Raw genomic sequence first — 12274 nt, 5'->3', positions numbered from 1 at the left:
GCATAGTAGTGTTGTATTGGGTTAATGAATTAGTGTCAATGTTCTAAAGTCAACAATCCACTGGTTTTCCAGTAAGAAGTCAGTACCAAGTAGTCCTTGTACTTGTATTCCACTTTCATCCTCAATGCTTTTAAAGGCATCAAGTAAGGGTTTTACACAGAATTTGGGCTTATAAACCTGACCTTCAAAGTTAAAAGGTAGAGTAATCATATCTACCTTGTGCTTAGTTCCTTCTATTCCACTGATACAATAGTCACCAACTGGTTCTACTATATCCTTGAAATATTCTACTACAGTACTGTCTATCAGACTACAGGTGCTTCCAGTATCCAAGATGAAACAAAGGTTTTTGCCTTTAATATCAACTAATATAATAGGAAGTCCAGTGTTATTTAGCCCATAATATAAGGAGTAGTACATTGGCTACCTATATTTATAGATGAGTATGATACTAACTATAAGGAAGACCATTCTATGTATCACTCCTACTAATGTCCACTCTAGCCATGTCCATGCAATACTCCATATGCTTATCCCCAATAGAAGTAAGCCTAAAACATATAATATCTTTCTCATTCTTTAGTGTTTAATTCATTATTTGTTCTTTAATATATCATCTAAATACCTTGAATATGAATCAGAGGTTCTTTCATTGTTCTTGTGCTTATTTTTACAGTAGACTATAGCTCCTATTGCTGCTAATGTTATAGGTGAAATAATCATCCATATATCCACTTGGCTATCTGCTAATATGGGGACAACTAACCAAATTACAATAATGGTTATACTAAATATTATTTTAACAATTGTATTCAATAATCCTTTCATACTTTAATTTAGCTATATAGGTAGCACCCTATAAATGTCACATTCTCCATCTTTTTCAAGAGTTAATAACTTAACCTTAGTTATGTCAATGATAGTACCAGTAGTTAAATTACTACTCAGGTCTAGTGGAATATAGGTAGTTGCACCAGTTTTCAAAGTGAATTGTATAGAGTTTCCATATTGAGATGATACCACAATTGCTTGGGATACAGCATTGATTTCCTCTTGACTAAAGTCTCTAGTTGACTTAACTTGCCATTGAGTAGACTTCTTCTTGGTTGAATTATGAATAGGACAGGAACTTACAATCTCTATCATTTCATGTACATCTTGAGAGTTATATCCCATCTTTTGGGCAATAAATTCTGCATAGTTTACTGCTCTCATTGTATGTTTGCCATTTACCACCATTAGATACACCAACTCATGCAGATATTCATCCTTCTCCTTTTGAGTAATAGGGTAAGCATCTTGTACACTATCAGGGTTCATTTCAAGCATTTGATGAAACTTACTATTACTAATGTTGTGCTTTGTAGTTATTTCAAGAATTGTACTTCTCTCTTTCGTAGTCATTTCACCACTTGCATAAACAATAGCCAGTAAGTCTCGTAATCTACACAGTTCAGGGTCTTTAATTCTTCTCCTGAATAAGTTTAGTATTCCCATAATTATTTCCTTTTGTAGCCACACTACAAAAAGAAGGTGTGGTACTTAACTTGTTGAGTTTTCAAGGTATCGCCAAACACCTACACCTACAAACAAGGAAAGCCCACACCATATGGTGAGAGCATCCACTTATTACTATAGTAGGTGTTTTCTTAAATTGGCGATTTTTGAAAACTACTTGTAAAAAGTAAACACTTCTTCTTCTAATATGTCTTGTTAAACTTCTATTTCATTAGTTGTCATTTAGTTGATACAGCTACAAAGATAGAACTTTCTAGTCATACTTCAATCATCTGACTGCCATAATTTAATAGGTCTAAAGGCATATCAGTACCATAGGTGCAGGCTTATATCCTTATTGTACAAAAGTAGGCTTAATTATTCACTTTCTATATGCCCAATTGACAAATAGAGCACCAGTAACTATCAATATTAGCCACTGTAATATCATATCTAATGCTGTCATATATACACAAGCTAAAGCCCCAGTTCATGATGAACTAGGGCTATCAACAACAATAAAACACATAGTAAGAGGTAGTTAGCCTCTTAATCCTTAAGTATCATACTTGTGAGGACAAACCCCACTAGAATTAAGATAATCTCACACATAATTCAATCAATATTTAATTTAGTCTAACTTACTAACTATTGCTATAATTCATGTCTACATACTTCACCGAACCTCAAGTGGTTAAGTTATTATAGCAGTACATCTCTTTACCCTGTAATCAAATACCCTCAACCTGTATTAGAAGAGGCAGTCAACCTCTATTAAACTATCTCCTGATTTGCCATTTTACATCACTTACTTTGTATATATAATATGCAAGAAAGTGAGGCAGGAGAAATTTCCCATCATAATGGTATAATAATAGCAGAGGGGGATGGATTTTATAGAAGGTAGGGTAATGTAGACCTTAGAAGGTTAAGTATTTATAGCTTTCCTTCATCATGATAGGAGTAGTATTCCTTCTCTGGACTTAAGATTATATGGTCTGCTATGTGAATTTCCATGAGTTCAGCCACCTTCCTTACTTTTTCAGTCAGAGTATCATCCAGAGTACTGGGTTTCATGCTTCCAGAGGGGTGATTATGTGCCAATATTACCTGTGTTGCATTAGCCAATAAGGCAGCTTGTAATATCAACCTTACATCTACATAAGTTGCAGAGATTCCACCTTCTGAAATAGGTACTATACCCAGTACTCTGTTAGACTGATTAAGCAGTACCACTTTAAAGCTTTCCCTGTAACCTATTGTATCATCAGGGAAGTACTTTATCAATAGTTCATAAGCATCCTGTGAGCTATTTATCTTGTATCTAGTTGATGATTTGACATTGCTTTTATAGCTTAATTGAACCTCTGCTACATTCATTATACTGTCCATAAGATGCACTAATTAATGAACCAACTGTATTCATTCTCACCATATAAAGCCTTATTAAGTCCTTCTGTTAGTTGAGTAGCATTAAGTGACCTGTCCAAGAAATTATCAATGTAGCTACTTTTATTTGCTCCAGTTAGTAAGTTGTACACATTCCACATGCTGATTTCCCTGCTGTCCAAAAGGGTACTAAAGTTATCATCATTGTAATATGCTTTGGCAACTAATCCTATCTGGGTATCAGTCATTAGCATCTGTGGTAACTTCTTCTTTTGGTCTACAGGTAAGAACTGATATAATCTGCATCTGCCTAAGAACTGGGCAAACTGGGATTCTCTCATATAGGTATCCTTGTAGGCTGACATATAATATAAGTGTTGGGCTATATTGTACTCTTGGAACAGCCTCACCACTGCATTGAATAGTTCAGTTGTACTCATAACCTTTAATTCTGACCTGTAACCATCTGTTGAGACACACATGTTACAACATATAAGATTTTTAAAGCCAATGAACACCTTGAATTTCTCTGCACCTTTCTTGCTGTACAGATTCATGTGATTATAAGCCCTAACTCCACCTATGGTTAAATTCAGTCTGTTACCTGCAATATCCTCATATATGGTAGGTATCTCAAAACAGAACATCATTCTCTCAAAGTAGATGGTTTTATCAGATTCCAGTAATTGATTCACTGGTTTATGAATAGCTTCCGGTATTCTACCTTTGATAACATGGCTTACCCTGATGGCAGGTTCTTCTATTCTCTCATTGGAGAACACCTTATTAGCTGCTTCCCATACAGTTTCAATGAAACTGGAGTGTGATATAGTAACCTCATTGTCCTTAGAGAACACAGGTGTAATACATTCCTCTTTGAGGTACTGCATGGTTGCTTCCTTTGTATTAGCCTCAATAAAAGGTAACTTATTACCTTCTCTGGTGCTTATGGAATCAGCTTCTACAGGATTTGTTGATATAATGCCTGTATTGATGATTTCTATTGGCTCAACTGTTTGAATATAAGGATTATCTACCTTATTTCTATTAGGGTATATCAGATTAGCTCTGACTGGCTGCAACTGCATTATTTCCATATCTAACGTAATTAGGGGTATAGTTAATAGTTTGTTGATTCTTTTGTACCTGAAGTGCTGCTTTCTTCTGCATAAAGTCTGATGTTAACTGCTGATACCATTCAGGAAATTGATGATAGATGGCAGTCAGTTCTTCAATGGTTTTACTGCTGTTAATCTTGCTCCTTATCATCTCCAGATTGACACCATCATTACACCAATCAAGTATTATCTGACCTGTAGTAGGTGTAATGGTAAAATCAGGCTTACCTATGAACAGGTTTGTCCTGTCTTTAGATGCAATAGTCTGGTGCTTCATGTTGATGTCAAAGACTATGGTAAACTCATAATCAATACCATCTCTCATGACTGCTTTAAGTCCTACTTTCTCTGGTATCATCTTGCCATTCTTCTCACTTAAAACATAGTCCTGTTTGCACCTCATAGTGCATATAATATGCCTATTGGATTGTAGAATTTTCTGCATGAAAGCATTGATTCTGGGTGTCACCTTCTGCCAATTAGTGAAGCTGTTTCCTTGTAATCCTGCATGGTATTCTAGCAAGGTATCCCAACACTGTGAGATGCTATCAATTATGATAACTTCCATGCCTGCACCTTCACATATTTCAATAGCTTGTATATAAGTTTCAGGTGTAAAATTATCACTTAGACTTAATACATTATAAGCACCTAAGTGAGCATAAAGGTCTGCACTTCCATGTTCACTGTCAATGATGGCTATCTTAGTCCAGTCATTGCATAAACCATAAGCTAAAAGTAATGCTGAATAGGTCTTACCTGAACCTGCACAGCCTTGTAGAGCAAGCTTAATCTTAGCCTGCTTCTTGGATGAAACTCTTAAGTTCAACATATCTGAATAGGGTTAATTGTTATACACAGTCTATAAAGAAAAAAGGAAGCAAGTCCTAATAAACTTGCCTCCTTGAGGTCTACATTGACACCCATCATAGAGTTGCCAGTGTCATAGCTCCACCTTCACCTCTCTGATGCAGCATATAAAACATGTCACCTGTATCAGGTGAACATACTTGGGAGATAACAGGATTGGTAACCTCTCCATTGATGAACTTGTCACTAACTGCACCTATTTCACAGCCATAAACAAAGAAGCACTTCCCTGTATGAGGATTCTGCTTAATCTCAATCTTGTTGACTCCCTTTTGAGCCTTGAACTCATTCACTGTCACTGTCTCTAAGAACTTTAACTTTTCCATAATCTTGTAATTTTATTGTTGTGCAGACAGACCATTCTGCTGCTGTTGATTCAGTTGCTTTGGTGGGGTAATGAGCTAATTGTAATGAGTTCACAATGTGAATCCAATAATCCCCAATATGCACAGGGGGGATATCCCACTCTTAAGGTAAGGGGAGGGAGACTTTGTGACTTAGAGTGTACTTGTAGCTATTAAGTTTACAGAAATTGAAAATAAAAAATTAAAAAAATACAGAGAGACAGTATATCAGATGACAGTAGGGACTGTTATACATTAGTTATGTACAGATATAGAAAACCCCTGCCTCACTGGTGTGAAAACAGGGGATATTGAGGTATATATCATTCATATTCATTCATCATTAACAGTATCAAGGTAATGCTTGATTTCATCATCATCTGGTACATGTGATGTAACTTTGTCTATCCAAGTGTTGTAACCTAAGTGAGGATACAGAAGGACTTTAGCTTCCATGTGTTCACTCCATGTTAGTACCATTGGAACATCATAGGAAGACCAGATAACCTTTTTCTCAATAAGTAAGTCTCTGTACTTTTTATATGTGTTCTTTACCATATCTAATTGACTATAAATGGCTTTGTCTGACATTCCTAGTCTGAACTCATTGTTGACACAAAGACAGTATAATCCTATTATAACTCCTTTTTCTTCTGGACTTAAGGAACTGTCACTGAATAACTCTGCCCATATAATCCTGAAATTCTCTGGAGGATTAGGTAGATGATAAATATTTCTCTTGACCATATAGCTCTCCTGTATAGACTCAACTCTAACATAGTTGCTTTCTTTTAATCTGGGAATAAAGGCATCCTTGATATAATCAAGACTGACTCCTGTAGTGTCTGCTAACTGTTCATAGGTGGTATTTGTCACCAGATACTCTTCACCTTTCTTATAAGGTGAATTAATGTACAGACCTGCTAATAGATAAAGGTCTTTGGGCTTGAAATATTTACAAGCTTCAATAGGGATGATAGTGTATTGTTTTACAGTTGTCATTAAATTTCATTTTTGAAGGGTCAAATTCCACCCCATACTAATTACCTACAGTAATAAAGGAAAGGGGTTTGCTTAAGGTAGGTAATTAGTATAGGGGGAATTTTGACCCTAAGGTTAGTAGTCAGTGCCATATTAGAGCAAATGCCCTTTATAAGGAACTGATTTCCAGTAACAAAGATAGCAAATAAAGTCCACAGCATCAACATTCTACCCTTTATTCTGCTTTCTATTAACTTCCTATAACATAAATAGTTTTAACAAATTATTCTCTTTGGTAGCTATCCTGCAAGTATGCTCTCTGAAGCCTCTAGGATTCTCATTTCTAATGATATACTTATTCCCAGATGTTCTATCAGTAGCATACATACTTTTCAATAAGGCTACATACTTTCTTGGTTTTAGTACCTTGTGTAGATGATACTGGACTATGGGAGTCAGCTTATCTTGTATCTCATTTGCTGAATAACTTCTATTAAGGGTAAAGCATCTTCTTATAGCAACTTTGAAAGGATGCTCTTCATCTAGTGCCCAGTACATGACTGTATTATTGAGGTTCTTGAAGACTACACTGTTACTTGTTCTAATTTCCCATAGTTGATGTAGCAGACTATCAAGGTCAACATACCTATATAGCTTGATGAATCTCTCTAAGAATATCTTAGTTTTACTTCTGCAATATCTAGTATATGAGTACAAGGTATTATCATTCAACTGTCCTGTGGTTGATAATGTTTTGATGTATTTTATGGCATCTTGGATATTGCTGTCTGTTAGTTTATTCTGTGCATCCTTATTGGTTTTCTCTATGATGTTTTGCTCTGGAGATACATCATAGTTCAGGGAGTTGTAGCTAATGATTTTAACCTGTTTACTTAGTACTTCTTTCAGTGTTTCAGGCATAAAGTATGTGGAGTATAACTCTGTCCTTTCAATGATGTAGTCTATATTGAGGTAGGCAGGTACATCCTTTCCATGTACATCCTTTCTAGTCAAGTTAATTAACTCATTCCCTGCAATTCTTTCTTGTGCTTTCTCTCTTATGGCTTCTTTGACCATTGCAAACAGATCAGTTAGGGTATGGTCACCTTGCATGATATCATCTGCTGATTCTATTACTTTGAGCACCTTCTTAGCTTTATGTAAGAGGGTGACTGCATAGCTATCCATACTTTCCATTACTGATACATATCCTAAGGTGTTATATATGATAGTTTCACTAAGTATCCCATTGACCTTTCTGCATCTACCATGTATTTGTGTCATTCTATCTAAGGTCAACATTGAGTGGCTTCTTCTTACATCTGATACAGTGATTAGATGGTAACTATCCTCTATATCTATACCAGTGAAGTAGCAACAGGTGGCAAAGTTAATCCTAGCAGGTAAGGTATCATTGTCTCCTAATTTGGGTGCAAAGTATTCTCCTGCTTCCTTTATGGATGCCTCACTACATAGGATAGCACATTCCTTTCTGGTTTCTTCATCTAGTGATGCTATAATGTTTCTTATCTGGAGTATGGAGTTATAGGCAATGAACACCTTCTCTGTAGGATGGGAGATAACCTTTTCTATGACAGCTTGTATGATATTATTTGTGTGCAATAACTTAACATCTCTTCGGGCATTATATGTCCAAGTTATGGAGAACTTACATTCTTTCTTTAGTAGTGGATTGTTGAACTCCTTCATAGTAGCTGTTACCATACATCTGTTCTTTGATGGGAACATAAAGTAGTAGTCAATCACATTCTCCAATTGGGGTCTAAAGTTGTTGTCAGTCTGGAGAACATCAACCTCATCAATCATAAGGAAGTAGTCCTTGTAGTTTTTTCCTATGATACCTAATAGTCTACCTAGACTATCTGCAACTACTAGAAGTTTCTTGTATCCACCTTTAGCCAAGTATTCCTCAATTTGCTGATTAGTGACCTTTTCCTTTTCACCTTTAATCTCACTACCTACATATAATGTATTAGGATGCTTTGAGTGTTTGCCATAAGCCAGAGCCTTAGTAGGAAAGACTATGATTGAGTTTCTCTTTGAGTTTATCTCAAGGGTAGTAGCTCCAATGCCTGTTATCTTCTTGTCTACTAACCCATGAGGCATCTTGGTTAAATAGTTAGATAGTAAGTGCCTCTTATTGGCAAAAATCCCTTTTACTTTATTAGGAGCTTCACCAACGGGAAAACCTGATAAGTCTTCAATTACTGTATCAGGAGTTATGGTTATTCCATTCTCCTTTAGTTCCTGTATAGTCTGGTAGTCTTTTTCTGTCAAGTCATCCCAATCTATTACATCTGCAAAGGTATTATAAGTAATATCACTATACTGTTGAGTAGCCTCTTTCATGTGCTCACTTTGTTTAAGGTTATATATAAGTAGTAAGTGAACAAAGATATTAAAGAGCCTCCATAATTCAATCAATTACAGAGGTTCTTTTATGTTAAACTTATTTCACTTTTGGACAAGACTACTCATTATGGTTGCTAAATACATACTCAACCACCTTCTTGTTAGCTTCATTCTCTATCTTGAAGTCCCTTTCAATGTATATGTCAGTAACTCTCATAGCCTCATCAATATGATTCAATGCAGCATGAACAGTGTACTTATCAATGCCTACCTTGTTAACAGCTAATGTAGCCCATGAGTGCCTTGCAGCATAGTACTCCAAATCATCAATTTTTAGTATCTTGCCAATCTGCTTTAGCCCAAGATTGATGGCTCTGTTGAAGTTCTTGAAAGTAGAATAGAGGTGATAGAAGCAGAACACCTTCTTCTGGGTGTAATCTTCATATTTCTTCATTAAAGGTAACAGGATAGGAAGAACATCTACTTTCATCTTAGCCTTGTCAAGTCTCCTGTCTGTAGTCTTAGTCCTGTAATAAGTAATTGAACCACCTTCCATTTCAGTACAGTTGTACAAGTCAGCAGAGTTCATCCCTATTAGGCAGAAGGAGAGAATGAAACAATCCTTGGCTAAGTTAAAAGGACACAACCTTTCCCTGCCATTGGTATTGATGATATAAGGCAGTTCCCATATCTTCTTGATTAACTCTACTGATAATGCTCTCTTTCTAGTTGCCTCTTGCTTTGGTATATCCAAATTCTCAAAAGGTGAATTTGGTATTCTAATGACATTCCTGTCATAGTCATTATACTTCTTCTTGGCTTCATTGAATAGATGCCTGATACTCCCCATGTATAAAGATACCATTCTATTGGAAGGTATTCTCTTGCCTTTCCTCTGGAGTTCTGCCACCTGTTTAGCCCTTTTCTTGTGAAGGTATTCCATGAACTCCATCATTAACAACTTGGTAACTTGGTTGGTATTCAGTTTATCCTTTCCTAAGAAGGCAATGAAGGTATTAAGGGTAGTTTGATAGTTCCTCTTACCTTTGACCTCTGTAGTTGTTAACCAGTCTTTGCAGAACTGGATAAAGTCAATAGGGGTATTTGCTTCCTTTTCCTTCTGGATGCACTCTAAAATATCATTAAGGGTGAAGTTGGAAGTCTCTAGGGGTAGAGTAGCACATAACTCTTGATAATGTCTGACTAGTCTGTCAGCTTCCTTGATGTACTTTGGATTCTTTAACTTGAAGTCCTTAGTCAGGTCTTCTGTTCTTACAAAGATATGAGTAGCCAACCTCTTAACCTCTCTGTTATAGGTCAGCCTAATCTTTACATTGTAGGTATTATCAACTTTTTGCTTGGATTTTAAGACTTCTGCTTTGATAGTTAGCATGTTATATTGATTTATTGGGAACAACAATAGACCAACAACTATACTTTTAAGGGGTGATTTAGCCTAATTTCTGCCCCTGAATGATATTCTACCAACAAAAAGAAAACCCTCATAAGTACTTAACTTACAAGGGTTTTTGTTGGGTGGAAGACCGGACTCGAACCGGCGACATTCAGAACCACAATCTGACGCTCTAACCAACTGAACTACATCCACCATGTTTGCGTTTCTCTAACGCGGTGCAAAGATAGATATTATCTTCTAATTTCCAAAAGATTCTGCTATTTTTTTTTCGAAAAAAGTATATTCTTTTATTCCCCGATTGTGCTTGCTGAAAAGGGTTCGCGCATCATTTACAAAGATTTTCAGAGAGTTACGTGCTTGTAAAGGAATTGAATCAATCGGCAAATTGATTGGGAGCAATTGATGATTTTTTTTTCCTGATTGAATGGGACGGGCTGTCCATACCAAACTATAATCACAATTATTGAGGCGGACAGTGCTGTCTTTTACTAATTCCATTCTTACCATCAGTCCTCCGTCAGTGCGGCGGGCGGACATATTGGAAATATAATTTCCCAGCGAATAGACTACGAGATGTTTGTCATTCGTCAGGCTGTCTGTGCGAACTTCGATGGGCTGAACTACGTGAGGATGGGAGCCGATGATATGGTTTACTCCTTTTTCAATCAGCCAGTCGGCGAGGAATTTTTGCTCTTTGTCCGGGAGTGACTGGTATTCGATTCCCCAATGCATACAAGCTATGATGGCATCCGGCTTCATTGCTTTACTCTCTTCAATATCTTTGGCGATGATGGCTGTATCGATATAGTTCACGATATTAGGAGGGGTAACGGGGATGCCGTTTGTTCCATACGTGTAGTTGAGCAGGGCGATGCGGAATCCGTTCTTTTCTAATAAAAGAGGATATTTCTTTTCGCGTTCATCAGCGTTGATATACGTGCCTGCGTGTGGAACCTTTAAAGAGTCTATTAATTGAATGGTTCTCTCCAGTCCGGATTTACCACGATCGAGACTGTGGTTGTTGGCAGTCACTAAAACATTGAAACCTGCATCGTGAATTGCGGTCAGAAATTCGTCCGGCGCGCTGAAAGCAGGATAACCTTTGTAAGGTTTGCCTCCTAATGTCACTTCCAGGTTGGCGATGGAGAGGTCGGCTTTCTTTATTTCTTCTTTGACATACGTGAAACATGTGGAGTAATCATAGCCGGTTGATGTTCGTGCAGCGTTGATTTGTCCCTGATGTTGCATGAGGTCACCTACGAAAAGGAGGCGTAGGGTGTCGGTGGAGAAGATGCTGTCGGAAAGGCTGTCCGACAGGGTGTCAATGATAGAATCTCTCTTTGCCTGCGACCGGGAGGTGCAGGACAAAGAGAGAAGCAAAATCATCAGAAACAGGGTATGTCTCATTGATAAATAGCTTTCTTACCAGCTAAGAGTGTATTTTTCATTAACGATACAATCGTCATTGGTCCAACACCGCCCGGTACGGGAGTGATGAATGAGCATTTCGGTGCAACTTCGTCAAACTTCACGTCGCCGGTCAGTTTAAAACCTGATTTCTTGGTTGCATCCGGCACACGGGTAGTACCTACGTCAATAACTACCGCGCCTTCTTTCACCATTTCGGCTTTTACAAAGTTCGGTTGTCCCAAAGCAGCGATAATAATATCAGCTTCCTGACATTCTTTTACCAGGTCTCTGCTACGGCTGTGGCATACGGTTACTGTGGCATCGCCCGGATAGGCTTTCTGCATCATCAGGGCAGCCATCGGTTTGCCGACAATATTGCTGCGTCCGAGTACGACGCACTTTTTTCCGGAAGTTTCTATGTTATAACGTTTCAACAATTCGAGGATGCCGTTGGGAGTAGCGGATACATAACACGGAAGCCCGATGGACATACGGCCTACGTTGATCGGATGGAAACCGTCTACGTCTTTACGGTAATCAATTGTTTCGATTACTTTCTGTTCGGAGATATGCTTGGGTAAGGGAAGTTGTACGATAAAGCCGTCCACGTCGTTGTCTTCGTTTAGTTCACGTACTTTGGCAAGCAGTTCTTCTTCGGTCACGTCACTTTCATAACGGATGAGGGAAGACTTGAATCCACATACTTCACAGGCTTTTACTTTGGCAGCTACATAAGTCTCGCTACCACCATCGTGTCCTACAAGAATAGCGGCCAGGTGCGGGCGTTTTTCGCCATGAGCCACCATTTCGGCTACTTCGGCTGCAATCTCTTGTTTTACTTGTTCGGAAATTGCTTTTCCGTCTATCAGAGTCAT

The 12274-nt window shown here is 37.7% G+C and carries 12 protein-coding genes and 1 tRNA gene; all 13 read right to left on the bottom strand.

Translation table 11 applies throughout. From position 1 onward, the window contains the following. Positions 1 to 21 precede the first annotated feature (21 nt). A complete protein-coding gene (locus BSCG_RS25105; RefSeq protein WP_008774757.1) occupies positions 22 to 420 on the bottom strand; it encodes an aspartyl protease family protein in 399 nt (132 codons plus the stop codon). A gap of 174 nt (positions 421 to 594) precedes the next feature. Then, a complete protein-coding gene (locus BSCG_RS29855) occupies positions 595 to 828 on the bottom strand; it encodes a hypothetical protein (protein ID WP_175285317.1) in 234 nt (77 codons plus the stop codon). Positions 829 to 840: 12 nt separating this feature from the next. Then, positions 841 to 1497 (bottom strand): hypothetical protein, encoded by a 657-nt coding sequence (locus tag BSCG_RS25110; protein WP_008774756.1) that lies wholly within the window; start codon positions 1495 to 1497, stop codon positions 841 to 843. 936 nt (positions 1498 to 2433) lie between these two features. Then, positions 2434 to 2889: a JAB domain-containing protein gene (locus BSCG_RS25115; protein ID WP_032849275.1), complete on the bottom strand. Its 456-nt coding sequence runs from the start codon at positions 2887 to 2889 to the stop codon at positions 2434 to 2436. An 8-nt stretch (positions 2890 to 2897) separates the two neighbouring features. Next, positions 2898 to 3983, bottom strand: coding sequence for a DUF3871 family protein (locus BSCG_RS25120; protein WP_032849274.1), 1086 nt, complete (start codon positions 3981 to 3983; stop codon positions 2898 to 2900). Further along, on the bottom strand, positions 3949 to 4836 hold the full coding sequence (locus tag BSCG_RS25125) for an AAA family ATPase (RefSeq protein WP_032849273.1): 888 nt from the start codon (positions 4834 to 4836) through the stop codon (positions 3949 to 3951). The genes BSCG_RS25120 and BSCG_RS25125 overlap by 35 nt, the downstream gene beginning before the upstream one ends. Before the next feature lie 94 nt (positions 4837 to 4930). Continuing rightward, the gene (locus BSCG_RS25130; RefSeq protein ID WP_008774752.1) at positions 4931 to 5200 is read right to left on the bottom strand and encodes a hypothetical protein; all 270 of its coding nucleotides are present in this window, start codon (positions 5198 to 5200) and stop codon (positions 4931 to 4933) included. Positions 5201 to 5551: 351 nt separating this feature from the next. After that, a complete protein-coding gene (locus BSCG_RS25135; protein ID WP_008774750.1) occupies positions 5552 to 6220 on the bottom strand; it encodes a hypothetical protein in 669 nt (222 codons plus the stop codon). Between the two features lie 237 nt (positions 6221 to 6457). Further along, a complete protein-coding gene (locus BSCG_RS25140; RefSeq protein ID WP_032849298.1) occupies positions 6458 to 8569 on the bottom strand; it encodes a DEAD/DEAH box helicase in 2112 nt (703 codons plus the stop codon). A gap of 121 nt (positions 8570 to 8690) precedes the next feature. Then, a complete protein-coding gene (locus BSCG_RS25145; RefSeq protein WP_032849297.1) occupies positions 8691 to 9965 on the bottom strand; it encodes a phage integrase SAM-like domain-containing protein in 1275 nt (424 codons plus the stop codon). A gap of 141 nt (positions 9966 to 10106) precedes the next feature. Next, a tRNA-His gene (locus BSCG_RS25150) sits at positions 10107 to 10182 on the bottom strand. Between the two features lie 44 nt (positions 10183 to 10226). Continuing rightward, entirely contained in the window at positions 10227 to 11396 is a 1170-nt protein-coding gene (locus BSCG_RS25155) for a CapA family protein (protein WP_032849272.1), read from the bottom strand. Next, the gene (gene folD, locus BSCG_RS25160; RefSeq protein ID WP_004304330.1) at positions 11393 to 12274 is read right to left on the bottom strand and encodes a bifunctional methylenetetrahydrofolate dehydrogenase/methenyltetrahydrofolate cyclohydrolase FolD; all 882 of its coding nucleotides are present in this window, start codon (positions 12272 to 12274) and stop codon (positions 11393 to 11395) included. The genes BSCG_RS25155 and folD overlap by 4 nt, the downstream gene beginning before the upstream one ends.

The organism is Bacteroides sp. 2_2_4 (assembly GCF_000157055.1).
Classification (GTDB): domain Bacteria; phylum Bacteroidota; class Bacteroidia; order Bacteroidales; family Bacteroidaceae; genus Bacteroides; species Bacteroides ovatus.
Note: the sequence above shows the minus strand (reverse complement) of the source record. Positions and strands in the feature narration are given on the sequence as shown.

Excerpts from the sequence above, each read along its gene's own strand:
- BSCG_RS25105 (WP_008774757.1), bottom strand. The coding sequence starts at position 420 with ATGTACTACTCCTTATATTATGGGCTAAATAACACTGGACTTCCTATT.
- BSCG_RS29855 (WP_175285317.1), bottom strand. The coding sequence starts at position 828 with ATGAAAGGATTATTGAATACAATTGTTAAAATAATATTTAGTATAACC.
- BSCG_RS25110 (WP_008774756.1), bottom strand. The coding sequence starts at position 1,497 with ATGGGAATACTAAACTTATTCAGGAGAAGAATTAAAGACCCTGAACTG.
- BSCG_RS25115 (WP_032849275.1), bottom strand. The coding sequence starts at position 2,889 with ATGGACAGTATAATGAATGTAGCAGAGGTTCAATTAAGCTATAAAAGC.
- BSCG_RS25120 (WP_032849274.1), bottom strand. The coding sequence starts at position 3,983 with ATGGAAATAATGCAGTTGCAGCCAGTCAGAGCTAATCTGATATACCCT.
- BSCG_RS25125 (WP_032849273.1), bottom strand. The coding sequence starts at position 4,836 with ATGTTGAACTTAAGAGTTTCATCCAAGAAGCAGGCTAAGATTAAGCTT.
- BSCG_RS25130 (WP_008774752.1), bottom strand. The coding sequence starts at position 5,200 with ATGGAAAAGTTAAAGTTCTTAGAGACAGTGACAGTGAATGAGTTCAAG.
- BSCG_RS25135 (WP_008774750.1), bottom strand. The coding sequence starts at position 6,220 with ATGACAACTGTAAAACAATACACTATCATCCCTATTGAAGCTTGTAAA.
- BSCG_RS25140 (WP_032849298.1), bottom strand. The coding sequence starts at position 8,569 with ATGAAAGAGGCTACTCAACAGTATAGTGATATTACTTATAATACCTTT.
- BSCG_RS25145 (WP_032849297.1), bottom strand. The coding sequence starts at position 9,965 with ATGCTAACTATCAAAGCAGAAGTCTTAAAATCCAAGCAAAAAGTTGAT.
- BSCG_RS25155 (WP_032849272.1), bottom strand. The coding sequence starts at position 11,396 with ATGAGACATACCCTGTTTCTGATGATTTTGCTTCTCTCTTTGTCCTGC.
- folD (WP_004304330.1), bottom strand. The coding sequence starts at position 12,274 with ATGACTCTGATAGACGGAAAAGCAATTTCCGAACAAGTAAAACAAGAG.